At 71.9% G+C, this 26,272-nt stretch carries 23 protein-coding genes; 14 read left to right on the top strand and 9 right to left on the bottom strand.

The genetic code is table 11. From position 1 onward, the window contains the following. Positions 1–13 precede the first annotated feature (13 nt). The 4 genes from FGW37_RS12635 to FGW37_RS12620 form a co-directional block, all read right to left on the bottom strand. Positions 14–1,354: a formimidoylglutamate deiminase gene (locus FGW37_RS12635; RefSeq protein ID WP_179084667.1), complete on the bottom strand. Its 1,341-nt coding sequence runs from the start codon at positions 1,352–1,354 to the stop codon at positions 14–16. Then, on the bottom strand, positions 1,351–2,541 hold the full coding sequence (locus FGW37_RS12630; protein WP_179084666.1) for an allantoate amidohydrolase: 1,191 nt from the start codon (positions 2,539–2,541) through the stop codon (positions 1,351–1,353). Before FGW37_RS12630 ends, FGW37_RS12635 begins: the two co-directional genes overlap by 4 nt. Before the next feature lie 89 nt (positions 2,542–2,630). Continuing rightward, positions 2,631–4,310: a urocanate hydratase gene (gene hutU / locus FGW37_RS12625; RefSeq protein ID WP_179081156.1), complete on the bottom strand. Its 1,680-nt coding sequence runs from the start codon at positions 4,308–4,310 to the stop codon at positions 2,631–2,633. A gap of 199 nt (positions 4,311–4,509) precedes the next feature. Further along, entirely contained in the window at positions 4,510–5,406 is an 897-nt protein-coding gene (locus FGW37_RS12620; protein WP_425506522.1) for an RNA polymerase sigma factor SigF, read from the bottom strand. 241 nt (positions 5,407–5,647) lie between these two features. On the opposite strand from FGW37_RS12620, the gene FGW37_RS12615 reads away from it, so the two are divergent. From FGW37_RS12615 to FGW37_RS12595, 5 genes are all read left to right on the top strand, one after another. Further along, positions 5,648–6,016 (top strand): STAS domain-containing protein, encoded by a 369-nt coding sequence (locus FGW37_RS12615; RefSeq protein WP_179081155.1) that lies wholly within the window; start codon positions 5,648–5,650, stop codon positions 6,014–6,016. Positions 6,017–6,272: 256 nt separating this feature from the next. Then, positions 6,273–6,791 (top strand): ATP-binding protein, encoded by a 519-nt coding sequence (locus FGW37_RS12610; RefSeq protein WP_179081154.1) that lies wholly within the window; start codon positions 6,273–6,275, stop codon positions 6,789–6,791. 187 nt (positions 6,792–6,978) lie between these two features. Continuing rightward, on the top strand, positions 6,979–7,764 hold the full coding sequence (locus FGW37_RS12605) for an LPXTG cell wall anchor domain-containing protein (RefSeq protein WP_179081153.1): 786 nt from the start codon (positions 6,979–6,981) through the stop codon (positions 7,762–7,764). A gap of 1 nt (position 7,765) precedes the next feature. Beyond that, a complete protein-coding gene (locus tag FGW37_RS12600; protein ID WP_179081152.1) occupies positions 7,766–8,623 on the top strand; it encodes a COG1470 family protein in 858 nt (285 codons plus the stop codon). Positions 8,624–8,799: 176 nt separating this feature from the next. Continuing rightward, positions 8,800–9,672, top strand: coding sequence for a hypothetical protein (locus FGW37_RS12595; RefSeq protein WP_246430373.1), 873 nt, complete (start codon positions 8,800–8,802; stop codon positions 9,670–9,672). Between the two features lie 65 nt (positions 9,673–9,737). Here FGW37_RS12595 and FGW37_RS12590 read toward each other — a convergent pair whose 3' ends face one another. Continuing rightward, positions 9,738–11,273 carry a peptide MFS transporter gene (locus FGW37_RS12590; RefSeq protein WP_179081151.1) on the bottom strand — a complete coding sequence of 512 codons (1,536 nt, stop codon included), beginning with the start codon at positions 11,271–11,273 and terminating at the stop codon, positions 9,738–9,740. Positions 11,274–11,741: 468 nt separating this feature from the next. Between FGW37_RS12590 and FGW37_RS12585 the strand changes: the two genes are divergently transcribed. Continuing rightward, entirely contained in the window at positions 11,742–12,422 is a 681-nt protein-coding gene (locus tag FGW37_RS12585; protein WP_058046585.1) for a response regulator transcription factor, read from the top strand. Positions 12,423–12,524: 102 nt separating this feature from the next. After that, positions 12,525–13,778, top strand: a complete 1,254-nt coding sequence (locus FGW37_RS12580) for a HAMP domain-containing histidine kinase (protein WP_179081150.1) — start codon at positions 12,525–12,527, stop codon at positions 13,776–13,778. 62 nt (positions 13,779–13,840) lie between these two features. Here the strand turns inward: FGW37_RS12580 and FGW37_RS12575 are convergent, their stop codons facing one another. Then, complete coding sequence (locus FGW37_RS12575) at positions 13,841–14,335, bottom strand: GtrA family protein (RefSeq protein WP_179081149.1); 495 nt, start codon at positions 14,333–14,335, stop codon at positions 13,841–13,843. 148 nt (positions 14,336–14,483) lie between these two features. Here FGW37_RS12575 and FGW37_RS12570 point away from each other — a divergent pair, with 148 nt between their 5' ends. From FGW37_RS12570 to FGW37_RS12560, 3 genes are read left to right on the top strand one after another with little or no spacing between them, the layout of a single operon-like run. Further along, positions 14,484–15,677, top strand: coding sequence for a 5-(carboxyamino)imidazole ribonucleotide synthase (locus tag FGW37_RS12570; RefSeq protein WP_246430372.1), 1,194 nt, complete (start codon positions 14,484–14,486; stop codon positions 15,675–15,677). Further along, positions 15,674–16,219, top strand: a complete 546-nt coding sequence (gene purE / locus FGW37_RS12565) for a 5-(carboxyamino)imidazole ribonucleotide mutase (RefSeq protein WP_179081148.1) — start codon at positions 15,674–15,676, stop codon at positions 16,217–16,219. The genes FGW37_RS12570 and purE overlap by 4 nt, the downstream gene beginning before the upstream one ends. A 14-nt stretch (positions 16,220–16,233) precedes the next feature. After that, entirely contained in the window at positions 16,234–17,439 is a 1,206-nt protein-coding gene (locus FGW37_RS12560; protein WP_179081147.1) for a dipeptidase, read from the top strand. A gap of 352 nt (positions 17,440–17,791) precedes the next feature. Here the strand turns inward: FGW37_RS12560 and FGW37_RS12555 are convergent, their stop codons facing one another. Then, on the bottom strand, positions 17,792–19,132 hold the full coding sequence (locus FGW37_RS12555; protein WP_179081146.1) for a UDP-glucose dehydrogenase family protein: 1,341 nt from the start codon (positions 19,130–19,132) through the stop codon (positions 17,792–17,794). Positions 19,133–19,327: 195 nt separating this feature from the next. Here FGW37_RS12555 and FGW37_RS12550 point away from each other — a divergent pair, with 195 nt between their 5' ends. Beyond that, positions 19,328–20,488, top strand: coding sequence for an acyl-CoA dehydrogenase family protein (locus tag FGW37_RS12550; protein ID WP_179081145.1), 1,161 nt, complete (start codon positions 19,328–19,330; stop codon positions 20,486–20,488). A gap of 122 nt (positions 20,489–20,610) precedes the next feature. Then, entirely contained in the window at positions 20,611–21,420 is an 810-nt protein-coding gene (locus tag FGW37_RS12545) for a VOC family protein (RefSeq protein WP_179081144.1), read from the top strand. Positions 21,421–21,459: 39 nt separating this feature from the next. Here the strand turns inward: FGW37_RS12545 and FGW37_RS12540 are convergent, their stop codons facing one another. Beyond that, on the bottom strand, positions 21,460–22,776 hold the full coding sequence (locus tag FGW37_RS12540; protein WP_179081143.1) for an LCP family protein: 1,317 nt from the start codon (positions 22,774–22,776) through the stop codon (positions 21,460–21,462). A 118-nt stretch (positions 22,777–22,894) separates the two neighbouring features. Here FGW37_RS12540 and FGW37_RS12535 point away from each other — a divergent pair, with 118 nt between their 5' ends. After that, positions 22,895–23,440, top strand: coding sequence for an acyl-CoA thioesterase (locus FGW37_RS12535; RefSeq protein WP_058047192.1), 546 nt, complete (start codon positions 22,895–22,897; stop codon positions 23,438–23,440). 19 nt (positions 23,441–23,459) lie between these two features. Here the strand turns inward: FGW37_RS12535 and FGW37_RS12530 are convergent, their stop codons facing one another. Beyond that, positions 23,460–25,007: an LCP family protein gene (locus FGW37_RS12530; RefSeq protein WP_179081142.1), complete on the bottom strand. Its 1,548-nt coding sequence runs from the start codon at positions 25,005–25,007 to the stop codon at positions 23,460–23,462. Between the two features lie 205 nt (positions 25,008–25,212). Here FGW37_RS12530 and FGW37_RS12525 point away from each other — a divergent pair, with 205 nt between their 5' ends. Then, positions 25,213–26,244, top strand: coding sequence for a glycosyltransferase family 2 protein (locus tag FGW37_RS12525; RefSeq protein WP_179081141.1), 1,032 nt, complete (start codon positions 25,213–25,215; stop codon positions 26,242–26,244). Positions 26,245–26,272: the final 28 nt, after the last annotated feature.

The raw sequence follows: 26,272 nt of genomic DNA, 5'->3' as shown, positions 1-26,272 counted from the left end.
TCGGTTCGGTGGTTCAGCCTCGTACGGCGGCGATGGACTCCGCCAGCGCCGCCGGCACGTGGGCGACGAGCTGGTGCGTCCCGTCGCGCACGATGTGCCGGCCGCCCACCACGGTGTCCCGGACGTCCGCGGCGCTCGCCGCGAAGACGACCGTCTCGGCGGCGAGGACGTACGGCTGGCCCGCGGTGCGCACGGAGTCGAGCGCGACGGCCGTGAAGTCCGCGAGGGCGCCCGCCTCGATGCGGCCCGCCTCGTCCCAGCCGAGGGCCGCGTGGCCGTCGGCCGTGGCCGCGCGCAGCAGCTGGACCGCGGTCCAGTGGCCGCGCGTGCGGCTGTGCAGCCGCTCGTCCAGCTCCATGGCGCGGGCCTCTTCGAGCAGGTCGATGACGGCGTGGCTGTCGCTGCCGAGGGAGAGCGGGGAGCCCGCCTCCTGCAGCGCCCGGGCCGGGCCGATCCCGTCGGCCAGGTCCCGCTCGGTGGTCGGGCACATGCACACGCCCGTGCCCGAATGGCCGAGGAGACGGATGTCGCCGGGGGTGAGGTGCGTGGCGTGGACGGCGGTCGTGCGCGGGCCCAGCACGCCGTGGTGCGAGAGGAGGGCGGCGGGGGTGAAGCCGTGGGCCTCCACGCACGCGTCGTTCTCGGCGGTCTGCTCGGAGAGGTGCAGGTGCAGCGGGGCGTCACGCTCCTGCGCCCACGCGGCCACGGTCGCCAGCTGCTCGGCGGGCACGGCCCGCACCGAGTGGATCGCCGCGCCGATGCGGGTGTTCTCGTCGCCCTTGAGCGTGGAGACGCGCTCGGCCCAGCGCTCGGCGGTGCCGTCGCTGAAGCGCCGCTGGTGCTTGTTCGGCTCGGCACCGAAGCCGGAGGAGAGGTAGCAGGTGTCGAGGAGCGTGATGCGGATGCCCGCCTCGGCGGCGGCCGCGATCAGGGCCTCGCCCATGGCGTTGGGGTTGTCGTAGCGCGCGCCCCCGGCGAGGTGGTGCACGTAGTGGAACTCACCGACGGAGGTGATGCCGGCGAGCGCCATCTCGGCGTAGGCCGCACGGGCGAGCGCGAAGTAGCTGTCGGGGGTGAGGTTGTCGGCGACGCGGTACATGACGTCGCGCCAGGTCCAGAAGGTGCCCTCGCCCGCCTGCGTCGCGCCCCGCAGGGCCCGGTGGAAGGCGTGGCTGTGCGCGTTCGCGAGACCGGGCAGGGTCAGGCCCCGCAGGGTCACCGCACCGGGGGGCGGTGCCTCGGCGCCCCGGCGGACGGTCTTGATGCGGCCGTCCGCCCCGGTCTCGATGACCACGCCCGGCTCGACGCCGGTGTCGAGAAGGGCGTGCTCCGCCCAGTAGGTCTGTGCCGTCAGCGACACGCCAGGCCCTCCAGTACGTCGGCGAGTGCGGTCACCCCGGCCAGGCAGTCGTCCTCGGAGGCCGTTTCGGCGGGTGAGTGCGAGACGCCTGTGGGGTTGCGTACGAACAGCATGGCGGTGGGGACGGCTCCGGAGAGGATTCCGGCGTCGTGTCCCGCGCCCGTACCGAGGACGGGGGCGTCCCCGCCCAGGATGCGGGCCAGCTCGTCGCGCAGGGCGTGCTCGAATTCCACGACGGGCGTGAAGGACTCCCGGGTGACCCGCACGTCGACGCCGTCGCGCTCGCCGCGCTCCACGGCCGCCTTCTCGATCTCCGCGACCACGAGGTCGAGGGTCTCCTGGTCAGCGGCCCGCGAGTCCAGCCAGCCGCGCACGAGCGAGGGGATGGCGTTGACGCCGTTCGGCTCGACGCCGACCTTCCCGAAGGTCGCGAGGGCGCCGGCCAGCCGGGCCTTCTTGCGGGCGGCCAGGACGGTGTTGGCGTAGGTGAGCATCGGGTCGCGGCGGTCCTCGATGCGGGTGGTGCCGGCGTGGTTGGCCTCGCCGTGGAAGTCGAACCGCCAGCGGCCGTGCGGCCAGATGGCGGAGGCGATGCCGACGGCGCGGTCCGACAGGTCCAGGGCGCGCCCCTGCTCGACGTGGAGCTCGACGAAGGCGCCGATCCGGGCGAGGCGCTCGGGGTCCGGGCCGATGGCCTCCGGGTCGTAGCCCGCGCGCTCCATGGCCAGGGGCAGGGAGACGCCCTCGGCGTCCCGGAGCGCGTGCGCCTTGTCCAGGGACAGCTGACCGGCGGTCAGGCGGGAGCCCACGCAGGCCAGGCCGAACCGGGCGCCCTCCTCGTCGCCGAAATTGACGACGGCGAGGGGGCGGGACGGCCGGGCCCCGCGGGCCCGGAGCTCGTCCAGCGCGGCGAAGGAGGAGACCACGCCGAGGGGGCCGTCGAAGGCGCCGCCGTTCGGCACGGAGTCCAGGTGGGAGCCGGTGACGACGGCGTCCCCGGCGGCCGGGTCGCCGAGCCAGGCCCACTGGTTGCCGTTGCGGTCGAGCTCGTAGGCGAGCCCGCGGGACTCCGCCTGGGCGCGGAACCAGGCGCGGCAGTCGGCGTCGGCGGCGCTCCAGGCGAAGCGGTGGTAGCCGCCGGTGTCCTTGTCACGGCCGATGGACGCGAGGTCGCGCCACATCTCGTGGAACGAAGCCCCCGGCTTCACCTCCGAGCCCCCGCCGGGCCACCCGTCCCGCCCTGCGGGACGACCGTCCGCAGCCGGGCTGCTCACTCGCCCTCCCGCATGGGAACACGCACCCCGCGGTCCTCCGCGACCGACTCCGCGATGTCGTACCCGGCGTCGACGTGCCGGATGACGCCCATGCCGGGGTCGTTCGTCAGGACGCGGCGGATCTTCTCGCCGGCCAGCGGCGTGCCGTCGGCGACCGTGACCTGGCCCGCGTGGATGGAGCGGCCCATGCCGACGCCGCCGCCGTGGTGGATGGAGACCCACGAGGCGCCCGAGGCGACGTTGACCATTGCGTTGAGCAGCGGCCAGTCGGCGATCGCGTCGGAGCCGTCGAGCATGGCCTCGGTCTCGCGGTACGGCGAGGCCACCGAGCCGCAGTCGAGGTGGTCGCGGCCGATGACGACGGGCGCGGACAGCTCCCCGCTCGCCACCATGTCGTTGAAGCGCTCGCCCGCGCGGTCGCGCTCGCCGTAGCCCAGCCAGCAGATGCGCGCCGGCAGGCCCTGGAAGTGCACGCGCTCGCCGGCCATCTTGATCCAGCGGGCCAGGGACTCGTTCTCGGGGAAGAGGTCGAGGATGGCGCGGTCGGTGGCCGCGATGTCCTTCGGGTCGCCGGAGAGGGCCGCCCAGCGGAAGGGGCCCTTGCCCTCGCAGAAGAGGGGGCGGATGTAGGCGGGGACGAAGCCGGGGAAGTCGAAGGCGCGGCTGTAGCCCGCGAGCCGGGCCTCGCCGCGGATGGAGTTGCCGTAGTCGAAGACCTCGGCGCCGGCGTCCTGGAAGCCGACCATGGCCTCGACGTGCCGGGCCATGGACTCGCGCGCCCGAGTGGTGAAGTCGGCGGGCTTCTCGGCCGCGTAGGAGGCCATCTCGTCGAAGGAGACGCCGACCGGCAGGTAGGCCAGCGGGTCGTGGGCGCTGGTCTGGTCGGTCACGATGTCGATCGGGGCGTTCATCGCGAGCAGCTGCGGGACGAGCTCCGCGGCGTTGCCGAGCACGCCGATGGACAGCGGGCGGCGGGCGTCGCGTGCCTCGACGGCCAGCTGCAGGGCGTGGTCGAGCGAGTCGGCCTTCACGTCCAGGTAGCGGTGCTCGATGCGGCGCTCGATCGCGCGCGGGTCGCAGTCGATGCAGATGGCGACGCCGTCGTTCATGGTGACGGCGAGCGGCTGGGCGCCGCCCATGCCGCCGAGCCCGGCCGTCAGGGTGATCGTGCCGGCCAGCGTGCCGCCGACCCCGCCCTTGCCCATCGAATGCAGCTTGGCGGCGACGGCGGCGAAGGTCTCGTACGTGCCCTGCAGGATGCCCTGGGTGCCGATGTAGATCCACGAGCCGGCGGTCATCTGGCCGTACATGGTGAGGCCGAGGTGCTCCAGGCGGCGGAACTCCTCCCAGTTGGCCCAGTCGCCGACGAGGTTGGAGTTGGCGAGGAGGACGCGCGGCGCCCACTCGTGGGTCTGCATGACGCCGACCGGGCGGCCGGACTGGACGAGCATGGTCTCGTCCTGCTTGAGGGTCTGCAGCGTGCGGACCATGGCGTCGAACGAGCGCCAGTCGCGGGCCGCCTTGCCCGTGCCGCCGTAGACGACGAGCTTGTCGGGGTGCTCGGCGACCTCGGGGTCGAGGTTGTTCTGCAGCATGCGCAGAGCGGCTTCCTGCTGCCACCCCGGCGTGCTCAGCTGGGTGCCTCGCGGCGCTCGTACGGGTCGCGGTCCGGACATGGGGCCCTGCCTCCCTGGCGGCTCTGAATAGAACACTGCACATATTGGGTGGCTGAATAGCTCTAGTCAATGGCTGGTGGCGTCAAACGCCGCGCGCCGCACGGGGGAACCCGTGCGGCGCGCGGCGGTGCGAAAAGTGGTGCGGTAGGCGGTGCGGTGGGCGGTGCGCGGTAGGTGGTGCGAAAGCCGAGGCCCGGCCTCACTCCTCGCTCAGGAGGCCCCGGCGCAGGCGGACGAGGGTGCGGCTCAGCAGACGCGAGACGTGCATCTGGGAGATGCCCAGTTCCTCGCCGATCTCCGACTGGGTCATGTTCGCCACGAAGCGCAAGGACAGGATCTTCCGGTCCCGCTGCGGGAGTTCGGCGATCATCGGCTTGAGAGCGGCGACGTACTCGACGCCCTCCAGGTCGTGGTCCTCGTAGCCGATGCGGGCCGAGAGGGAGCCCTCCGCCTCGTCGTCCTGCGGCTGGGCGTCCAGGGAGCTCGCCGAATAGGCGTTGCTCGCGGCCATGCCCTCGACGACCTCGTCCTCCGTCAGGCCGAGGTGCCCGGCGAGTTCACCGACGGTGGGGGAGCGGTCCAGGCTCTGGGCGAGCTCGTCGCGGGCCTTGGCCAGGTCGATGCGGAGCTCCTGGAGCCGGCGCGGCACGCGCACGGACCAGCTGGTGTCGCGGAAGAACCGCTTGATCTCGCCGATGATGGTCGGCATCGCGAAGGTCGGGAACTCGACGCCCCGGCTCAGCTCGAAGCGGTCGATGGCCTTGATGAGGCCGATCGTGCCGACCTGGACGATGTCCTCCATCGGCTCGCTGCGGGAGCGGAACCGGGCGGCGGCGAACCTCACGAGGGCGAGGTTCAGTTCGACCAGGGTGTTGCGTACGTATGCGTATTCGTGCGTGCCCTCTTCGAGCGCCTCCAGGCGGGCGAAGAGCGTCTTGGACAGGGCACGTGCGTCGTGCGGCGCCATCACGCCGGGGGGCGTGGGGCCGGTCCCGTCGTACTCGGGATAGCCGGAGTACTCGGGCAGGAACTGGGGCAGGGGTGCCGACGACGCCGTACGCGGTTTCGCACGCGTTTCGTCGAGCCGGGGTGACATGGTCTCCTCCATCATTCTCGGCATATGGCTGCCGATGCCGTCGCGTCGTGCTGCGGTGAGCGGCGCCTCCAAAGCCGTCCGTGGTGGATGTCGTCCTACTAGCCCTACCTGTCTTCACCCGTGCACCGCAAGTGCGTGATGTCCCTATATGTGCATAATGTCTGACCTTCAGCTACCGGACGCCGTAGGGAAGGCGTAGTGTTCTGGGAGCGCCACGCAGGCACACCGAGAAGGGATGCGCATGGATCGCGGGATGGTCGGCAGCGCAAGCAGGGGCCGGCTGAATGTAGCCGTCCGGCGGGATGGGGCGAGCGCGATCGTGACGCCGGTGGGTGAGCTCGATCACCACACGGCGGATGTGCTGCGCGAGCCCCTTGAGGCCGCCATCGCCGACGGCGGCGCACGCGTGGTCCTGGACTGCTCCGGTCTGCAGTTCTGCGACTCGACCGGCCTGAACGTGCTCCTGGGCGCCCGGCTGCAGGCCGAGGCCGCAGGCGGCGGAATCCACCTGGCTGCTATGCAGCCCGTGGTCGCCCGGGTCTTCGAGATCACCGGCGCGGAAGCCGTCTTCACCGTGCACGACACCCTCGACGCGGCCCTCGCCGGCTGACCCCTGGCGCCCCCGCCTTTCCCTGTGCGTTACTCAGTCGTCACCCGGTCGGCCGGGCTCCTTCGGCGTGGGTTCGCAGGCACCAGTTGCATGCATCACAGGATCGGCACCGAAGAAGTGGGTGTTCTCACGATTCGGTCGGGCAGGAGTCTGCTGAATCCGTTCCATGTGCCAGGTAACCGTGATCAAGGTATCCAGGTACCCGTCCGTCCCTTCGTTCCGTTCTGAATCGGTGAATCGGTGAGGTGAAGCGCTGATGAGCACCACCCGGCCGTGCCCTCCGCCGGGCGACCCCGGTCCGGGGGCGAACGGCGCCGCCTCCTCCGGTGCGCTGTCGCCGGACGGGCCTTCGCAGCGGTCCCGGCCCGGCGTGATGCGCCGGCTGCACCTCGTCGGCGTCAGCGGCGCCGTGCCCATGTCGCGTGACTTCACCCGGCAGGCGCTCCACGACTGGGGCTGGCTCCCCGCGGTCGGCGCGGACCACCGCGCGGCCGCCGAGGACGTCCTGCTCGTCGTATCCGAGCTGGTCACCAACGCCTGCCTGCACGCCGACGGCCCCGAGGAGCTCCGCGTGAGCTGCACGGGCAAGGTGCTGCGCCTGGAGGTCGTCGACCTCGGCGCGGGGACGCCCGCGCCGCGCACCCCGCACCGCGCGGGGCGGCCCGGCGGGCACGGGATGTTCATCGTGCAGCGGCTCTGCCTGGACTGGGGCGTCGTGCGGAACGAGAGCGGTGCCGGGAAGACGGTCTGGGCGGAGCTGGCGGCGCCCGGGTAGGGCGCGGCCCTCTCCTTCGGCCTTCCCTTCCTCTTCCTTCTCTTCTCTTTCTCGCGTCCCTTCCTTCCTCCCTTCTCTTCCTTCCTCAAGGTCCCCGGCGTACTGTCTGCGCCCGATCTGATGTGCCGTCAGCTCTGCTCGGCTCAGCTCTGCTCGGCTGCGGCACCGGACGAGAGGGGAACCAGAGGTGTCCCACATCCCACGCCGCGCAGCCGCCCTCGCCGCGTCCCTGGCCGGCGGGGCCGTCCTGCTGGGCGCTCCGGCCGCGCACGCGGTGACGATCGACGTCGACTACGCGTGCAAGACCCCCATCGGCGACAAGAGCGCCGTCTCGCCCATCGACATCAAGGGCGTCGCGGACGGCGGTGCGTACAAGCTGACCATGTCCTTCGAGAAGGGCGTCTCCTCCAGCCCCATCGAGCTCGGCAAGGGCGCGATGAAGCCGAGCGCCGTCATCAAGGTGGGCGGCGCGGACAGCGGGACGGTCGCCGTCTCCGGGCCCGCCAACGCCGAGCCGATACCGGCCAACACCCCGATCAAGATCAGCGACCTGTCGGGGACCTACACCCCGAAGAAGAGCGGCAGCGTGACGTTCACCGCCTCCACGCTGACCATCCAGGCGCTGGGCACGACCACCACCTGCACGCCGACGAACAACCCCAAGCCGTCGCTCACGCTCGACGTCAAGGGGCCCGGTGGGAGCTCCGGTGGGAGTTCCGGCGGGTCTTCCACGGGTGGTTCCTCTACGGGTGGTTCCGCTACGGGCGGGTCGGCATCCGGCGGTGCTTCCGGCGGGGCCGCCTCGGGTGGTTCCTCCACCGGCGGTTCTGCCACCGGCGGCGGTCAGCTCCCCCAGACCGGACCCGCCGACTCCGCGATCGCCCTCGGCACCCTCGGCGGCACCGTCCTCCTCACCGGCGTCGCGGGCACGCTCTGGCTGACCCGGCGGCGCCGGGCGGCGACCACGCGCTGACATGCGCCGTCGTCCCGTCCGCCGTGCGGTGCCGGCCCTCTTGTCGGTGCTGCTTTGTGCCTCCGCCGTCCCGGCCGCCCTCGCCGCCGACGACCGGCCGTGGTCGGCCGCGCCCGCCCCCGCCGGTACGGAGGCGCCCGGCTCGGACGACCGCGCGTCGTTCTACCTGGAGGGCGCCCCCGGCACGGTCTTCACCGACAAGCTGTCCGTGGTCAACCCCGCGGAGCGCGAGCGCTCCTTCACCCTCCGGGGGGCCGGGCCCTGGATCTCGCTCGCCCGGCAGCAGGTACGGGTGCCCGCCCGCACCCGGGCGAACGTGCCCGTGCGCGTGACCGTCCCCGGCGACGCGGAGCCCGGCGACCACTCCGGCGCGGTGGTCGTGAGCGGGGAGGGGCGGGAGGTACGGGTGCGGCTGGCCCTGCGCGTCAGCGGAGGCCCGCCGCTGCCGGCGCTCGCCGTCGAGAACGTACGGGTGAGCGGCGCGGGCACGGACGGCGCGGTCATCCGGTACGCCCTGGTCAACCGCGGCAACAGGACGCTGACCCCGCGGCTCGCCATCCGCGCCGACGGGGTCTTCGGCACGGTCCTGCGCCGCACGGTCGCCGACGCGCCGGCCGAGCTGGCGCCGGGGCGGGTGGTGCAGAGGGTGGAGCGGTGGCCGGACGCGCCGCGGCTGGACTCGGTGACGGTGCGCGTGACCGCCACGGCGGAGGGCGGGGTACGGGCCGGCGGGTCCGGCTCGTACACGCCCGTGCGGTGGGTTCTGCCGGTGGGCGGCGGGGTGGTGCTGGTGCTTGTGGGTGGGGCGGTGGTGCTGGTGCGGCGGTTCGGGCGGCGCGGCGTGGGGGTGGGCGCATGAGCCGCGTCGTGGTCCGGCGCCGGGGCCTCCGGGGCAGGGCCCTGGACCGTATATTTACGGCGCCCTCAGCCCCGCCGCATACGTACCCGGCGCCTGGCGCCGCAAATACACGTCAGCGTCCAGGGCCCTGCCCCTGCGGCCCCGGCGCCTCCGCCGTCGTTCTGCTGCTGCTGGTTATGTTCGTCCTCCTGGTGCCCGTTGCGGGAGCCGCTGCCGACGGGCCCCGTCTCTCCCTGGACCGGTCGGAGGCAGGCAAAGGCAGCACCTTGGTGGTGATGGGGGAAGGGTGGCGGTCTCAGGCCTTGCTCACGCTGTTGGTGTGCGGGCGGAACATGGTGGGTGGGACCAACGATTGTGCTAATGCGGAGGGCCGGACGGTCACTACGGAAAGTGACGGGTCCTTTCGGCGGGAGCTGGTCGTCGTCGAGCCGCCCACGCCCTGCCCTTGCGTGGTGCACGTGGCCACGGTGACGGGGGAGGCCGAGGCGGCGGACGTCCCGCTGGTCGTCGCGGGGCATCCCGTCGCCCCGCTGCCCGAGGCCTCCGGAGCGCGGATCGGCGTGCTGGACGCCCGTCTGGAGGGCTCCGGCGGGCTGCTCACCTGGTTCGGCGCGCCGCCAGTCCGCCGGCTCGTCCTCACGGTCGGCAATCCGGGCTCCGGGGCCGCCAAGGACCCCGTGTTCCGCGTCGGGACCGCGCGGGGCATGCTCGCGCCCTCGTGGGAGGAGCGGAGGTGGCGCGGCACGATCCCGGCGGGGCAGCGCGCCCGGGTCGCCTTCGACGTGGAGCTCGCCGCGGGTGCCCACGGGCCCTATGAGGTGTCGCTCAAGTACGGCGACAAGGTGCTCGTCACCGAGCCCTGGGACGTGGCCCGGCCCTGGGGGGTGACGCTCTTCTGGATCCTGCTGTGCCTCGTCGTCCCTGCCGGGCTCTTCCGGCTCGGGATGGTCGTGGTCGACCGGCTGCGGCCCCGGGCCGCTGCCGCCGCCCCGGAGCCCGGTGCCCTCCCCTGGTTCACGCCCGAGGCCATGCCCCGGTCCCCGGACTGACACCTGCCGGAAACGCACAGTGCCCCGGCGCGCCATTGCGCCGGGGCACTGTCAATCGGGGGTCCTCAGCGGACGTCGCCCATCAGGCCTTCGATCCGCTTGCGGGACATCCACACCGCGACACCGGCCAGGGTGGCGGCCGCCGCCTGCGCGAGGATCACGCCGGTGCCGTTCAGGTCGACACCCGCCTCCGTCAGCAGGGTCATGGTGCAGTCTCCCGCGGTCACCGCGAGGAACCAGACGCCCATCATCTGGCTCGCGTACTTCTGCGGCGCCATCTTCGTGGTGAGCGACAGACCGACCGGGGAGAGGCACAGCTCACCCATGGTCTGGATGCCGTAGATCATCAGCAGCCAGGCCGGGGTGACCTTCGTGCCGTCGGTGGCCATCGCCATCGGGATGGCGAAGACGAAGAACGAGGCGCCGATGATGACCATGGCCATCGAGAACTTCACCGTGGTGCTCGGCTCGCGGTCCTTGCGGGCCAGCCACAGCCACATCGACGCGAAGACCGGGGCGATGGCCATGACCCACAGCGGGTTGACCGACTGGAACCAGGTCGACGGGAAGTCGATGCCGAAGACGTTGTCCGCGGTCTTCTTCTCGGCGAAGGTCGACATCGTCGAGCCGGCCTGGTCGAAGATCATCCAGAACACGGCGGCGGCGACGAAGAACCAGATGTAGCCGCTGACCTTGGTCTGCTCGCTCGCCGTCAGCTCCTTGTCGCGCTTGATGCGCGACAGGACCGTGATCGGGATGGCGACGCCGAGCAGGGCGAGCGGGACGGTGGCCCACTTCTGCGTGAAGTGGCCGGTGCCGCCGACTATGCCGTAGAACGCGGCGGCGACGGCCAGCCAGAGGAGGACCTTCATGAGCGTCGACTTGCGCTCGGCGGCCGTCAGCGGCTTCGGGACGACGCTGCTCGTGGGGCTGAGGTGGCGGGTGCCCAGCAGGAAGATGATCAGGCCGAGGCCCATGCCGACCGCGGCGATCGAGAAGCCCAGGTGCCAGTTGACCTTCTGGCCGACGGTGCCGATGACGAGCGGCGCGGCGAAGGCACCGACGTTCACGCCGATGTAGAAGATCGTGAAGCCGCCGTCGCGGCGCGGGTCCTGCGGGCCGTCGTAGAGATGGCCGACCATCGTGGAGATGTTGGCCTTCAGCAGACCCGAACCGATCGCCACCAGCGCGAGGCCGGCGAAGAAGCTCGGCTTGCCCGGGATGGCCAGGGCCAGGTGACCGGCCATGATGATGCCGGCCGCGATCGCGACCGTCTTGCGCGGGCCCCAGACGCGGTCGCCGAACCAGCCGCCGGGCATGGCGAGCAGGTAGACCATCGCCACGTAGACGGAGTAGATGGCCACCGAGCTGGCCTCGGGCATCGCCAGACCGCCGCCCTGGCTGTCGGGCTTCGCGTCCGGACCGCCGGCGATCAGGTAGACGACGAGGAGGGCGCGCATGCCGTAGTAGCTGAAGCGCTCCCACATCTCCGTCAGGAAGAGGGGGGCCAGGCCGCGGGGGTGGCCGAAGAAGGTCTTGCCGCCGGAGTCCGGAGAGGTCTTCTCCTGCTCGGCCGCACCCTTCGTCAGGCTGGACGCCATGTCGATCCTTGTGTGCTCGGGACGCGCAGGTGCAGCTCCCGCGCGCCCGGGTGGGGGTTGGCCGGCACCGGTCACCGCACCGTCCGCCCCCACGCCCAAGGGGTTCGCCCCCTCCTCCAAGGGGGCGGCAGGACAGCCGTCACCGGGATCCACGCCCCCGCGCACCTTCGCGCGGCGGACCCGGCCGCCAGGTCATTCACTGTGTAACAAGACTGGGGTATCCAGCCCTGCGCACAACAGAGACCTTCGGCGCGCCGAAAACGATCCGAAGGTCCCCCTTGTAGCAACAGACGTGCTGGTCACCATACGTCACACCCCGCCCGCAAACGGAAGCAGTTGAGATATGGATCACAAGGCATCGGGGAACCGTTTAAGCACCTTTAAAGGTCTGTACCGCGCCGTCAAGGGTTGCCGCCGGTAGCTTCCGCCGGACCTCTGACGTGGGCCCGAGCGGACTACCATCACTCCATGACCCGAGTACTGCTCGCCGAGGATGACGCGTCCATCTCGGAGCCGCTCGCACGCGCCCTGCGCCGCGAGGGGTATGAGGTGGAGGTGCGAGAAGACGGTCCCACGGCGCTGGACGCCGGGCTCAAGGGAGGGGTGGACCTGCTCGTCCTCGACCTCGGGCTGCCCGGCATGGACGGACTGGAGGTCTGCCGCCGGCTGCGCACCGAGGGCCACGGCTTCCCGGTGCTGGTGCTCACCGCCCGGGCGGACGAGGTGGACACGGTGGTCGGCCTGGACGCCGGCGCCGACGACTACGTCACCAAGCCCTTCCGGCTCGCCGAGCTGCTGGCCCGCGTACGGGCCCTGCTGCGGCGCGGCACCGTCGAGGCCCACCAGCAGCCCCCCGCCACCCACGGCGTGCGGATCGACGTCGAGTCGCACCGCGCCTGGATGGGCGAGGAGGAACTGCAGCTGACGGCGAAGGAGTTCGACCTGCTGCGGGTGCTCGTGCGGGACGCCGGCCGGGTCGTCACCCGCGACCAGCTGATGCGCGAGGTCTGGGACACCACGTGGTGGTCGTCCACCAAGACCCTCGACATGCACATCTCCTGGCTGCGCAAGAAGCTCGGCGACGACGCCGCCAACCCCCGCTACATCGCCACCGTGCGCGGTGTCGGCTTCCGCTTCGAGAAGAGCTGATCCGAGAAGAGCCGGGCCCGGAGCGCCGGGAGAGGTCGCGCGCGAAGCGCCCCTCCCGGCCTCCGGGGCCGCTTTCGTACCACCCCGCCCGGAGGGCAACCCGTGCGTCGCCGCCTGATCAACTCCACGCTCGCCGTCGTCCTCGTCGTGATCGCCGTCTTCGGGATCTCGCTCGTCATCGTCGAGACCCGCACGATCGAGAGCAGCGCCCAGGAGAGCGTGAAGTCCGAGGCCGTACGGCTGGTGAGCATCGTCGACAGCCGGCTGGTCGGGGGCGAGCGGGTCGAGTCCGAGGTGCTCAGCGAGCAGATCACCGACGACCGGTACGCCCGCATCGAGATCCCCGGCCGGCCGCTGATCGAGATCGGCGAGCGGCCCGAGGGCGGTGTCATCGTCGCGACCGAGCCGGGCGAGCAGGGCGTGCTCGTCCGCGTCGAGGAGTCCCGCTCCACGGTCAGCCGCGAGGTCGGCCGCACCCTGCTGGTGATCCTCGCCGTCGCGCTGCTGGCCGTGATCGCCGCCGTCTTCCTGGCCGTGCGCCAGGCCAACCGGCTCACCGCCCCGCTCACCGACCTCGCCGAGACCGCCGAACGGCTCGGCTCCGGCGACCCCCGCCCCCGTCACCGCCGCTACGGGGTGCCCGAGCTGGACCGGGTGGCCGACGTCCTCGACTCCAGCGCCGAGCGGATCGCGCGGATGCTCACCGCCGAGCGGCGGCTGGCCGCGGACGCCTCGCACCAGCTGCGCACGCCGCTGACGGCGCTCTCCATGCGGCTGGAGGAGATCACGCTCACCGACGAGCCGGAGACGGTCAAGGAGGAGGCGACGATCGCCCTCGCCCAGGTCGAGCGGCTCACCGACGTCGTCCAGCGGCTGCTCACCAACTCCCGCGACCCCAAGTCCAGCTCGGCCGTCACCTTCGACCTCGACGAGGTCATCAAGCAGCAGATCGAGGAGTGGCGCCCGGCCTCGCGCAGCGAGGGCCGCGCCATCGTCCGCTCCGGCAAGCAGGGGCTCCGGGCCGTCGGCACGCCCGGTGCCGTCGCCCAGGTCCTCGCGACCCTCATCGAGAACTCCCTGATGCACGGCGACGGCACGGTCGCCCTGCGTACGCGCGTCACCGGCAACCAGGCGGTCGTGGAGGTCACGGACGAGGGGCCGGGCGTGCCGCCGGACCTGGGCGCGAGGGTCTTCGAGCGCACCGTCAGCGGGCGGAACTCCACGGGCCTGGGGCTGGCCGTCGCACGGGACCTGGCGGAGGCGGACGGCGGCCGCCTGGAGCTGCTCCAGGGGAACCCGCCGGTCTTCGCGCTGTTCCTGAGCCGGGAGGCGGAGGGGTCGGACTCCCACGGGTGAGCCCACCCCCCACCGAGGAGTCGGGCGGCGCCGTACTGGCCGCTGCCCGTATATACGGGCCGTTACTTGCGTGCTTCCGCCCGCTCCGGAGGTGCGGACAGGAACGATTCCGCGGTCTCCACCGCCTGCGCCCGGAAGACCCACGTGCGGTAGGACCAGAAGCGGAAGACCGTCCCTATCCCGAGTCCGATCACGTTCTTCGCGATGTTGTCCGCGAGCGGGGACGTCAGGCCGAAGCCGTAGTGCGAGATCGCCAGGATGCCGTTCTCGATCACCAGCCCGGCGCCGCTGAAGAGCAGGAACAGGCTCATCTCGCGGCTGCGGCGGCTCCTGTCGCAGTCGCGGTAGGTCCAGTAGCGATTGCCGACGTAGTTGGTGGCGATGGCCACGGCCGTGGCGATCACGCCCGAGCGCACCACCGCGAGACCGAAACCGTGGACACAGATGTTGAAGACGATGAAATTGACCACGAACCCGATGGCCCCGACCGCGCCGAACTTGGCGATTTCGCGGGCCACCCGCTCCAGCCGGGAACGCACTGTGCGCCGTTGACTCATGGGATCGTCAGGCTCCGTTGAATGGGCGTCTTGGGGCGTGGGGCAGCTTTCATGCTATCCAGCGGGCTCGGGCGCCGACGGACGGAGTCGGTGAACGTGAGGCGAACGCGAGTCATATCGGCCATTGGTGCACTCACTGTCTTTTCGGATGATCCTCCGAACGCGGTCCGGGGCAGTTCGCCCGTACGGATACCCTGGGGGCGTGACGTTCCCGGTAGTCGGCATGGTCGGCGGCGGCCAGCTCGCCCGTATGACCCACGAGGCGGGCATCCCCCTCGGCATCAAGTTCAAGCTGCTCAGCGATACCCCGCAGGACTCGGCGGCCCAGGTGGTCAGCGACGTCGTCATCGGCGACTACCGCGACCTGGAAACCCTTCGTGCTTTCGCACAAGGGTGTGACGTGATCACCTTCGATCACGAGCACGTTCCGACCGAGCACCTCCGGGCCCTGGAAGCGGACGGCATCCCCGTCCGCCCGGGGCCTGACGCATTGGTGCACGCCCAGGACAAGGGCGTGATGCGGGCGAAGCTCGACGCGATCGGAGCGCCGTGCCCGCGGCACCGCATCGTCGAGGACCCCGACGACGTGGCGCGCTTCGCGGCGGAGGGCGCCGGATTTCCCGTCGTCCTGAAGACGGTGCGCGGCGGATACGACGGAAAGGGGGTTTGGATCGTCCGCAGCGCAGAAGAGGCGAGTGAACCCTTCCGCGCCGGAGTCCCCGTCCTCGCCGAGGAGAAGGTCGCCTTCGTCCGCGAGCTCGCGGCCAATGTCGTCCGCTCCCCGCACGGCCAGGCCGTCTCCTACCCCGTCGTCGAGTCCATCCAGGTCGACGGCGTCTGCGACACCGTGATCGCCCCCGCGCCCGGCCTCTCGCAGGAGCTCTCCGCGCAGGCCCAGCAGCTCGCCCTGAAGGTCGCGGAGGAGCTGGGCGTCGTCGGACACCTCGCCGTGGAGCTGTTCGAGACCGCCGACGGCCGCATCCTGGTCAACGAGCTCGCGATGCGCCCGCACAACTCCGGCCACTGGACCCAGGACGGCGCGATCACCTCGCAGTTCGCCAACCACGTGCGCGCCGTGCTCGACCTGCCGCTCGGTGACCCCCGCCCGCGCGCCAAGTGGACCGTCATGGCCAACGTGCTCGGCGGCGATTATCCCGACATGTATTCCGCGTACCTCCATTGCATGGCACGCGACCCGGGCCTGAAGATCCATATGTACGGAAAGGACGTCAAGCCCGGCCGGAAGGTCGGACACGTCAACACCTACGGCGACGATCTGGCGGATGTGCGCGAGCGCGCGAGCCACGCCGCCGGATATCTGCGAGGAACGATCACGGAATGACTGCTTCCCCCGTCGGCCCCGTCGGCCCCGCCGTCGGCATCGTCATGGGCTCCGACTCCGACTGGCCCGTCATGGAAGCCGCCGCCAAGGCCCTGGACGAGTTCGAGATCCCCTACGAGGTCGACGTCGTCTCCGCGCACCGGATGCCGCGCGAGATGGTCGCGTACGGGGAGCAGGCCGCCGGCCGCGGCCTCAAGGCGATCATCGCGGGCGCGGGCGGCGCCGCCCACCTGCCCGGCATGCTGGCCTCCGTCACCCCGCTGCCGGTGATCGGCGTGCCCGTGCCGCTGAAGTACCTGGACGGCATGGACTCCCTGCTCTCCATCGTCCAGATGCCGGCCGGGGTGCCCGTCGCCACCGTCTCCGTCGCGGGTGCCCGCAACGCCGGCCTGCTCGCCGTCCGCATGCTCGCCGCGCACGACGCCGACCTGCTCGCCCGCATGCAGCACTTCCAGGACGAGCTCAACGAACAGGCCACGGACAAGGGCAGGCGGCTGCGCGCGAAGGTGCAGGGCGCCGGCGGCTTCGGATTCGGCAAGTGACCCCGGGAGCGACGATGACGGACCAGCTGCTGGACCGCGCCCGCGAGCTCCTCGCCTCCCACCCCGTCGTCGACGGGCACAACGACCTGCCCTGGGCGCTGCGCCAGCAGGTCCGCTACGACCTCGACCGGCGCGACATCGCCCGCGACCAGAGCGCCACCGGGCTCCACACCGACCTGCCGCGGCTGCGCGCGGGCGGCGTCGGCGCCCAGTTCTGGTCGGTCTACGTCCGCACGGACCTCGCCGGCGACGAGGCCGTCAGCGCCACGCTCGAACAGATCGACGTCGTCCGGCAGCTCGCCGACCGCCACCCCGATGCGCTCAAGCTCGCCTTCACCGCCGACGACATGGAGGCCGCGCGCGCCGAAGGCCGCATCGCCTCGCTGATGGGCGCCGAGGGCGGGCACAGCATCAACTGCTCCCTGGCCACGCTGCGGGCGCTGCACCGGCTCGGCGTGCGCTACATGACCCTCACGCACAACGACAACATCCCGTGGGCGGACTCCGCCACGGACGTCCCCGCGGCGGGCGGCCTGACCCGCTTCGGCGAGGAAGTCGTGCGGGAGATGAACCGCATCGGCATGCTGGTCGACCTGTCGCACGTCTCCGCGGACACGATGCGGGACGCCCTGCGGGTCACCGAGGCGCCGGTGATCTTCTCGCACTCCTCGGCGCGTGCCGTCTGTGACCACCCGCGCAACGTTCCCGACGACGTCCTCGGCGCGCTCGCCGCGAACGGGGGCGTGGCCATGGCGACGTTCGTCCCCAAGTTCATCCTGCCGGAGGCCGTCGACTGGACGCAGGCCGCCGACGAAAATCTGCGCGCGCACGGCCTGCACCACCTCGACACCTCGCCGCGGGCGATGGAGCTGCACCGCGCCTTCGAGGCGGAGCGTCCGCGGCCGCTCGCGACGGCGTCGACGGTCGCCGACCACCTCGACCACATGCGCGAGGTCGCCGGCGTCGACCACATCGGCATCGGCGGCGACTTCGACGGCACGGCGTTCACCCCCGTCGACCTGGCCGACGTCGCCGGTTACCCCAACCTCATCGCCGAACTCCTCCACCGCGGCTGGTCCGACACGGACCTGGCGAAGCTGACGTGGCGCAATGCGGTGCGGGTGTTGCGGGACGCGGAGGATGTGGCGCGGGGGCTTTCCGCGACGCGGGGTCCTTCGATCGCGACGATCGATGTCCTGGACGGGGCACCCACCGCCTGAGGCGGGGCCTGACACCGCCGGGCGAGCCCGGGGCAGCCCGCCCTCTCTTCCGCCGCGGCGGCGATCAGCCACCAGGGTGCGTTCCGGCGGTGCCTTCCCGGCCTCCGGCCCGGCCCGGCACCGCCGGTCACCGCGGCTTCGGCTGAGCATCGCCGCGGCGGAAGAGAGGCGCCGGCCCCGCCCTTTCACCGTTTCCTGGGGCGGTGCCCCAGCCCCCTGGGGGCAGGTGCTGTGAGGCCCGGCCTCGCACATCCGCCGGCGGCGGAAGGATATTGCCGGGCGGCCCGGATCCGAGGCCGGATGAAAGGTGCCCGGCGCCTTTCCCTCCGCCACAGGAACCGGCGGCAAGCCGCTACGCGCGCGGGCGGCCCATCGCGCGGAACGTCCAGCCCGCATCCCGCCACGCGGCAGCGTCCAGCGCGTTGCGGCCGTCGATGATGTGCTGGTCCGACGCGACGGCGCCGATCTCCTTGGGGTCGAGTTCCCGGAACTCGCCCCACTCGGTCAGGTGCAGCACCACCCGCGCCCCGCGGCACGCCTCGAGCGCGCTCTCCGCGTAGGCGAGGGTCGGGAAGAGGCGCCGCGCGTTCTCCATGCCCTTCGGGTCGTAGACCGTGACCTGGCCGCCCTGGAGGTGGATCTGCCCGGCGACGTTGAGCGCGGGGGAGTCGCGGACGTCGTCCGAGTCCGGCTTGAACGTCGCGCCGAGGACGGCGACCCGCTGCCCGAGGAAGCTGCCGCCGACCGCCTCGCGGGCCAGCTCGACCATGTGCGCGCGGCGGCGCATGTTGATGGAGTCGACCTCGCGGAGGAAGGTGAGCGCCTGGTCCACGCCCAGCTCACCGGCCCGCGCCATGAAGGCGCGGATGTCCTTGGGCAGGCAGCCGCCGCCGAAGCCGACGCCGGCGCGCAGGAACTTCTTGCCGATGCGGTCGTCGTGGCCGATGGCCTCGGCGAGCTTGACGACGTCGCCGTCGGCGGCCTCGCACACCTCGGCCATGGCGTTGATGAAGGAGATCTTCGTGGCGAGGAAGGAGTTGGCGGCGGTCTTGACCAGCTCGGCGGTGGGGTAGTCGGTGACGACGAAGGGCGTGCCCTCGCCGACCGGCCCGGCGTACACCTCGCGCAGCAGCTTCTCGCCGCGCTCGCCGGCGACGCCGACGACGATGCGGTCGGGGTGCAGGGTGTCCTGGACGGCGAAGCCCTCGCGCAGGAACTCGGGGTTCCAGGCCAGCTCGACCTCCTCGCCGGCGGGGGCGAGCTCGGTGAGCAGCCGCGCGAGCCGGGCGGCGCTGCCGACCGGGACGGTGGACTTGCCGACGACGAGCGCGGGCCGGTGCAGGACGGCGGCCAGGGAGGTGAAGGCGGCGTCGACGTAGGACATGTCGCAGGCGTACTCGCCGTGCTTCTGCGGAGTGTTCACGCACACGAAGTGGACGTTGCCGAATTCGCCGACCTCCTCCCAGGAGGTCGTGAAGCGCAGCCGCCCGGTCGAGCCCTCCAGCCCGGCGACGTGCTTGCGCAGCAGCTCCTCGAGCCCCGGCTCGTACATCGGGACCTTGCCGCGCCCGAGCATCTCGATCTTCTCGGGGGCCACGTCGAGGCCCAGTACCTCGAAGCCGAGCTCGGCCATGGCCGCGGCATGGGTGGCGCCGAGGTAGCCGGTGCCGATCACGGTGATCCTGGGGGCCATGCGTGCTCCATGTGCTGACGGGCTGGACTGCGGTGCCCGAGCATAGTCGGGCCCCGAGCTGGGAAGGAGCGGGGTGGACGGCAGTCGCGGGAGGTGCCTGCCGGGTGCTGTCGGCAAGCTCACGTAGTCCCTGTCCGGGAGCCGCCCCTAGAATCGGGGTTACTAAACGGTAGTTAACTCTCAGGGGAGTGCGCCTTGGCGGGAACAAAGGACTTCGACTTCTACCGGCTCTCCGAGGAGCACGACGAGCTGCGCAAGGTCGTGCGGCAGCTCGCCGAGGAGAAGATCGCCCCGCATGCCGCCGAGGTGGACGAGCAGGCCCGCTTCCCGCAGGAGGCCCTCGACGCCCTCGTCGCCACGGATCTGCACGCCGTGCACGTCCCCGAGGAGTACGGCGGCGCCGGTGCCGACGCCCTCGCGACCGTGATCGTCATCGAGGAGGTCGCCCGCGTCTGCGCCTCGTCCTCGCTGATCCCCGCGGTCAACAAGCTCGGCTCGCTCCCGGTGATCCTCTCCGGCTCCGAGGAGCTGAAGAAGACGTACATGGGCCCGCTCGCCAAGGGCGACGCGATGTTCTCGTACTGCCTCAGTGAGCCCGACGCCGGCTCGGACGCGGCCGGCATGAAGACCCGCGCCGTGCGCGACGGCGACTTCTACGTCCTCAACGGTGTCAAGCGCTGGATCACCAACGCCGGTGTCTCCGAGTACTACACGGTCATGGCCGTGACGGACCCGGAGAAGCGCTCCAAGGGCATCTCGGCGTTCGTCGTCGAGAAGGGCGACGAGGGCGTCTCCTTCGGCGCCCCGGAGAAGAAGCTCGGCATCAAGGGCTCCCCGACCCGCGAGGTCTACCTCGACAACGTCCGCATCCCCGCCGACCGCATGATCGGCGCGGAGGGCACGGGCTTCGCCACCGCGATGAAGACCCTGGACCACACCCGCATCACCATCGCCGCCCAGGCCCTCGGCATCGCCCAGGGCGCGCTGGACTACGCCAAGGGCTACGTCCAGGAGCGCAAGCAGTTCGGCAAGCCGATCGGCGACTTCCAGGGCGTGCAGTTCATGCTGGCCGACATGGCGATGAAGCTGGAGGCCGCCCGCCAGCTCACGTACGCGGCCGCCGCGAAGTCGGAGCGCGTCGACGGCGACCTGACGTTCTTCGGCGCCGCCGCCAAGTGCTACGCCTCCGATGCCGCCATGGAGATCACCACGGACGCCGTCCAGCTCCTCGGCGGCTACGGCTACACCCGTGACTACCCCGTCGAGCGCATGATGCGCGACGCGAAGATCACGCAGATATACGAGGGCACGAACCAGGTCCAGCGCATCGTCATGGCGCGCAACCTGCCGAAGTAGCCCGCGGGCGTTGTGGCCGGTGGTGTTCCCCGTACGGGGGAGTGCCACTGGCGCCCGGGTGCGCCGGGACCGATCCTGCTGGGGGGACATCCGTATCCGCCCGCCGCCTGGAGGCGCCCGTCATGCCCGACGTAACCGGCCCCTACGCTCCCGGTACCCCCTGCTGGGTCGACCTCATGGTCCCCGACCAGCAGGCGGCGCTCGACTTCTACCGCGACCTGTTCGGCTGGCAGGGGGAGGTCGGGCCGCCCGAGACCGGCGGTTACGCGGTCTGCTCGATGAACGGCAAGCCCGTCGCCGGGATCATGGCGGCGATGAACCCCGACGGCAGCAAGCCCGACCCGATGCCGCCCTCGGTGTGGACCACGTACCTGGCGACCGCCGACGTGGACGCCACCCAGTCGCGCATCGCCACGAACGGCGGCGAGGTGATGATGCCCGCCATGGACGTCATGACCCTCGGCCGGATGTCCGTGGCCACCGACCCCACGGGCACCGTCTTCGGCCTGTGGCAGGCGCGCGACTTCCCCGGCGCGGGCGTCGTCAACGAGCCGGGCTCCGTGATCTGGAACGAGCTCAACACCAGCGACACCGCCACCGCCTCGGGCTTCTACGCCAAGGCGCTCGGCATCAAGGCCACCCCGATGGAGGGCGCCACGGGCTACTTCTCGCTGGAGGTGGACGGCCGCATGGTCGGCGGGCTCCAGGGGCTGGCGAGCATCGAGGGCCTCCCCGAGGGCGCCCCCTCGCACTGGCTGACGTACTTCGCGGTCGACGACACCGACAGCACGGTCGACGCGCTGGTGCGCGCCGGGGGCAACGTCCTCAAGCCGCCGTTCGACATGATGGCGGGCCGCATGGCCGTCGTGCAGGACCCGCAGGGCGGCGTCTTCGCCGTCATCAACGCGACGCCGCCCGACCAGCCGGCCTGAGCCCGGGCCGGCCGGGCCGGGCCGGGCCCGCGGAGCGTCTCACTTGTCGGAGACGGTGACCTTCTGGTCCTTCTTCAGCTGCCCGAAGAGCTGGTTGGCCTTGGTCATGTCCCACTTCACGGCCACGCCGTCATTGGGCGTGGGCAGGTTCGCGCTGGCGATGGGCACGGTCATCTGCTGCCCGTCGCCGCCCGTGACGCCCTTCATCGCCCAGAACATGTCCATCAGGTCGAACAGCCCCATGTCCTTGTCGACGATGAGCGTGTCGAGCCCCGAGCCGATCACCGGGTAGAGGCGGAAGGGGTTGAGGACGGTCGAGGGCGAGGCCGCCTGCTTCGCGAGCGTGTTCAGGAACTTCTGCTGGTTGCGCATCCGGCCCAGGTCCTGGTCGGCCTCCTGGTGGCGCTGGCGCACGAAGGCCAGCGACTGGGCGCCGTTCAGCTCCTGGCAGCCCGCCTTGAAGTCCGCGCCCGAGTCCCGGTCCTTCAGCGGCTTGTCCAGGCACATCTCGACGCCGCCCAGCGCGTCGACCAGGTTGCGGAAGCCGCCGAAGCCGATCTCCGCGTAGTGGTCGATGCGCAGGCCGGTGTTGAACTCGATGGTCTGCGCGAGCAGCTCCGCGCCACCGTCCGAGTAGGCCTGGTTGAGCTTGTGGGTGGACTTCGGGAACCGCTTGCCGGACTTCTGGCCCGTGAAGGCGGGGATGGTGACCCAGGAGTCGCGCGGCAGGCTCAGCATCGTGGTGCCGTTGTCGCCGGTGTGCAGGATCATCATCGAGTCGGTGCGCTTGCCGTCCGCCGACCCCGTGTGCAGGTCCTTCTTGTCCTCGTCCGACAGGCCCTCGCGGCTGTCCGAACCGACGATCAGGTAGTTGGTGCCCTCGCCCGCCGGCGGCCGCTCCTTGACCTTGCTCAGGTCCACCTCGCGGCGGAGCTTGGAGTCGGCCCAGAAGTAGGTGCTGACCGAGATCGCCAGCAGCAGGACGACGAAGGTCACCAGGCCGATCTTGATGCGCTTGCGCCAGTCCGGGCGGGCGGTGCGCTGCGGGCGGGGGCCGCCCCCGCCGGCACCGCCCGGGCCCCCGGGACCACCGGGACCCGCCCCCGGGCCGTTCGGCGCGCCGCGGCCGTAGACCTGGCCGGTGTTGTATCCGTCACCGGGACCGCCCTGGCCGACGACGCGGTGGCCGCCGGCGACCGGGGCCTCGTCGTAGCCCTGGGGCGGGCTGTACTGCTGAGGGGGCGCCGCACGCCGTACGTGCGGCATGGCGCGCGCACCCTCCGGCTCGGCGCCGGCGCCGCCGCGCCCGTACGCCTGCCGCCGCTCGTCGCTCCGCCCTCCGGACCAATCGCTCATGCACCGAAGTGTGCCTGCCGGCTGCCCGGCACGGAGATCGTCTACGGGTTCCGGGGGCTGCTGTTGCAGACCTGATGCAATCCGCCGGCGTTCACCCACCCGGCATACAGTGGTGGACATGACCATTCAGGACCACCCGGAGCAGGAGACGGCCGGCAAGCCGACGTCCGCCGCCCGTACGACGCTCTCCCACATCATGACCGGCAGTGACACCAATCTGCTGGGCACCGTCCACGGCGGTGTGATCATGAAGCTGGTGGACGACGTCGCCGGCGCCGTGGCCGGCCGGCACTCCGGAGGCCCTGCGGTCACGGCCTCCATGGACGAGATGGCCTTCCTCGAGCCGGTCCGCGTCGGTGACCTCGTCCATGTGAAGGCCCAGGTCAACTGGACCGGGCGGTCCTCCATGGAGGTCGGCGTGCGGGTGCTCGCCGAGCGCTGGAACGAGTCGACGCCCGCGGTCCAGGTCGGCAGCGCGTACCTCGTCTTCGCGGCCGTCGACGAGAACGGCAAGCCGCGGCCCGTGCCGCCGGTGCTCCCGGAGACGGAGCGGGACCGGCGGCGCTACCAGGAGGCGCAGATCCGCCGCACGCACCGCCTCGCGCGGCGGCGAGCGATCAAGGAACTGCGGGACGCCCGGGCCGCGGAGGGCATCGAGGACTGACCCTCCGCGGAGGCCCGGGTCACACCAGGCTCTTCTCCGGGCACAGGACCTTGTCACCCGACACCGCCGGCCCGCCCAGCCCCTGGTCGCCCTGGCCCCGGCCCGTCCCCGGGCCGGGGGATCGCGGCGACTGCGGCTGCGCCGGGCTCACCGGTTTCACCGGGGTCACCGCCCTGAAGTCCGTGCCCACCGTCACCTTCATCAGGGGGCCCTGGCCCGGTACGGGGCGGAGCTCCGCGTCCGGCAGGGCCGACGCCAGCGTCCGGACCGCGTGGTCCCAGCGCGGGTCGTACTGGATCACCGTGCGCCGGACCGGCGCCCCGGGCGCGTCCGCGGGCAGCCCGGTCGTGGCGAAGCCCCCGGCCCGCAGCGCCCGGTCCGTCTCGCGGGCGAGCCCCCGCCGGCCGGAGCCGTTGTAGACCTGGACGCGGACCTGCCCGGGCGCCGCCTCCGCCTCCGCAGGCGACGGCGCGGGCCCCGGAACCGGCGGCTTCGCGTCGTGCGCCTGCCGTTGCGACCGGCCCGTCAGCGGACGGTCCTCGCGCAGCGCCTCGAAGAGGCGGGCGGCCGCCTCGTCGTCCCACTTCACCGTCGAGCCGACCCGCGGCACGGGATAGTCCGCGGCGCCCACCGGCACCGAGGCGAACTCCGCGGAGGCGGGCGAGAGGTTCTTCATCGCCCGGCCGAGCCCGATGAGCGTCTCGCCGTCGAAGCCCCGGTCCGCCCGCACCGAGCCCAGCAGCGTCGCGGCGACCTGCTGGAACTTCACGGGGTTCAGCAGCGCCCCGCCGTCCGTGGCGGTGTGCAGCAGCGAGGCCAGGAAGCGCTGCTGGCGCTGCATCCGGCCCAGGTCGGAGGCCCCGTCGAGGTGCCGTGAGCGCACGTACTGCAGGGCCTGCCCGCCGTTGAGGGTGCTCGTGCCCGGCGGCAGGTCGAGCCCGCTGTACGGATCCCGCAGCGGCCGGGCCGAGCACACCTGCACCCCGCCCACCACGTCCACGGTGCGCATGAAGCTGGTGAAGTCCACCTCCAGGTAGTGATCGACGTGGACCCCGGTGAGCAGCTCCACGGTCCGTACGGTGAGCCCGGGCCCGCCCTCGGCGTAGGCGGCGTTCAGCTTCTGCGCGTGGGCGGGGCGGGGGCGGCCGGCCTCGTCGATGTGCGCCGGGATCTCGGCGTAGGTGTCGCGGGGCAGGCTGACGACGGAGACGCGGTCCCGGGCCGCGGACAGGTGCAGCAGCATCACCGTGTCCGTGCAGTGACAGGCCGTTCCGCCCAGGTGGTAGCGGCGCCGCTCCTCGGGGTCGATCCGGTCGCGGGCGTCGGTGCCCACGAGCAGGATGTTCATGCCCTTGCTGACGGCGACGGGCGGCCGGTTCGACAGGCCGCGGAAGGGGTCCACCCGGCCGATGCGGCTGTCGATGTCGGTGACCACCGCGTGCCCGATGCCGCCCGCGGCCAGCACGGCCACGGCGGCGCACATGGCGAGGCGCAGCCCCCAGCGCTTCCGGCGGGGCGCGCCGTGGCGGGCCCGGCGCGGGCGGGGGCTCGGGGCCGGTGCGGTCATGGGCGGGGGCCTCCACGACGGACGGATGCGGGCGGAACGGGACGGATAACGTAGGTCAATACGATCAGCGGCCCGCGTCCCCACGCCGATCCGGCCATCGCTGCCACCCGGGCGGGAGCGTCCGTTCCGCCATTAGCGGTAACGTGACGGACGACTCCGTAGGCTCCCCCACCCCTCCGGGGGGACCCCGTATCCCCGAGGAACCATGTCCGAACAGCAGCCGCCCGCCGTTTCCGTGATCATGCCGGTGCTCAATGAGGAGCGGCATCTGCGCACGTCAGTGCGGCACATCCTGGAGCAGGAGTACGCCGGCGAGCTGGAGGTGGTGATCGCCCTCGGCCCGTCCACGGACCGTACGGACGAGATCGCCGCCGAGCTCGTACGCGAAACCGCGTCCAATGAGCGCGCGCGGGTCCACACCGTGCCGAACCCCACCGGCCGCACGCCCGCCGCCCTCAACGCCGCGATCAAGGCCTCCCGCCACCCGATCGTGGTGCGCGTGGACGGCCACGGGATGCTGTCGCCGGACTACATCGCGACGGCTGTGCGCCTGCTCGACGAGACCGGCGCGCAGAACGTCGGCGGCATCATGCACGCCGAGGGGGAGAACGCCTGGGAGCAGGCCGTCGCCGCCGCGATGACCTCCAAGATCGGCGTCGGCAACGCCGCCTTCCACACCGGAGGCGCCGCCGCCCCCGCCGAGACCGTGTACCTGGGCGTCTTCCGGCGCGAGGCGCTGGAGCAGCAGGGCGGGTACAACGAGGAGTTCATCCGCGCCCAGGACTGGGAGCTGAACTTCCGCATCCGTGAGGCGGGCGGTCTGATCTGGTTCTCGCCGGAGCTGAAGGTCTCCTACCGGCCGCGCCCGAGCGTGAAGGCGCTGGCCAAGCAGTACAAGGACTACGGCCGCTGGCGCCACGTCGTGGCCCGCTACCACCAGGGCTCGATCAACCTGCGCTACCTGGCCGCGCCGACCGCCGTCGTCGCCATCGCCGCGGGTCTCGTGGCCGGCGCCGCCGTCACCCCGTGGGGCCTGGTCGTGCCGGCCGGGTACCTGGCGGCGATCACCGCCGGTTCGGTGCCGGCGGGCAAGGGCCTGCCGCTGAAGGCGCGGGTGCAGATCCCGGTGGCGCTGGCGACGATGCACATGTCGTGGGGCTTCGGCTTCCTGACCAGCCCGCGGTCGCTGGCGAAGAAGGTCATCGCCAGCCGCCGCGAGCCCGTGCGGGCGGGCTGAGCACGCTGCTCTCCGCGAAAGGCCGGAC

This window comes from Streptomyces rectiverticillatus, assembly GCF_013394065.1.
Taxonomy (GTDB): Bacteria; Actinomycetota; Actinomycetes; order Streptomycetales; family Streptomycetaceae; genus Streptomyces; species Streptomyces rectiverticillatus.
This window is presented reverse-complemented; position numbering and strand designations above follow the sequence as displayed.

Bases quoted from the DNA above. Each gene is read 5' to 3' on its own strand.
- FGW37_RS12545 (WP_179081144.1), top strand. From the start codon at position 20,611: ATGCCCGACGTAACCGGCCCCTACGCTCCCGGTACCCCCTGCTGGGTC.
- FGW37_RS12630 (WP_179084666.1), bottom strand. From the start codon at position 2,541: ATGTGGCGCGACCTCGCGTCCATCGGCCGTGACAAGGACACCGGCGGC.
- FGW37_RS12555 (WP_179081146.1), bottom strand. From the start codon at position 19,132: ATGGCCCCCAGGATCACCGTGATCGGCACCGGCTACCTCGGCGCCACC.
- FGW37_RS12530 (WP_179081142.1), bottom strand. From the start codon at position 25,007: ATGACCGCACCGGCCCCGAGCCCCCGCCCGCGCCGGGCCCGCCACGGC.
- FGW37_RS12535 (WP_058047192.1), top strand. From the start codon at position 22,895: ATGACCATTCAGGACCACCCGGAGCAGGAGACGGCCGGCAAGCCGACG.
- FGW37_RS12610 (WP_179081154.1), top strand. From the start codon at position 6,273: ATGAGCACCACCCGGCCGTGCCCTCCGCCGGGCGACCCCGGTCCGGGG.
- FGW37_RS12590 (WP_179081151.1), bottom strand. From the start codon at position 11,273: ATGGCGTCCAGCCTGACGAAGGGTGCGGCCGAGCAGGAGAAGACCTCT.
- FGW37_RS12560 (WP_179081147.1), top strand. From the start codon at position 16,234: ATGACGGACCAGCTGCTGGACCGCGCCCGCGAGCTCCTCGCCTCCCAC.
- FGW37_RS12570 (WP_246430372.1), top strand. From the start codon at position 14,484: ATGATCCTCCGAACGCGGTCCGGGGCAGTTCGCCCGTACGGATACCCT.
- FGW37_RS12595 (WP_246430373.1), top strand. From the start codon at position 8,800: ATGTTCGTCCTCCTGGTGCCCGTTGCGGGAGCCGCTGCCGACGGGCCC.
- FGW37_RS12540 (WP_179081143.1), bottom strand. From the start codon at position 22,776: ATGAGCGATTGGTCCGGAGGGCGGAGCGACGAGCGGCGGCAGGCGTAC.
- FGW37_RS12575 (WP_179081149.1), bottom strand. From the start codon at position 14,335: ATGAGTCAACGGCGCACAGTGCGTTCCCGGCTGGAGCGGGTGGCCCGC.
- hutU (WP_179081156.1), bottom strand. From the start codon at position 4,310: ATGTCCGGACCGCGACCCGTACGAGCGCCGCGAGGCACCCAGCTGAGC.
- FGW37_RS12600 (WP_179081152.1), top strand. From the start codon at position 7,766: ATGCGCCGTCGTCCCGTCCGCCGTGCGGTGCCGGCCCTCTTGTCGGTG.
- FGW37_RS12615 (WP_179081155.1), top strand. From the start codon at position 5,648: ATGGATCGCGGGATGGTCGGCAGCGCAAGCAGGGGCCGGCTGAATGTA.
- purE (WP_179081148.1), top strand. From the start codon at position 15,674: ATGACTGCTTCCCCCGTCGGCCCCGTCGGCCCCGCCGTCGGCATCGTC.
- FGW37_RS12620 (WP_425506522.1), bottom strand. From the start codon at position 5,406: ATGTCACCCCGGCTCGACGAAACGCGTGCGAAACCGCGTACGGCGTCG.
- FGW37_RS12525 (WP_179081141.1), top strand. From the start codon at position 25,213: ATGTCCGAACAGCAGCCGCCCGCCGTTTCCGTGATCATGCCGGTGCTC.
- FGW37_RS12585 (WP_058046585.1), top strand. From the start codon at position 11,742: ATGACCCGAGTACTGCTCGCCGAGGATGACGCGTCCATCTCGGAGCCG.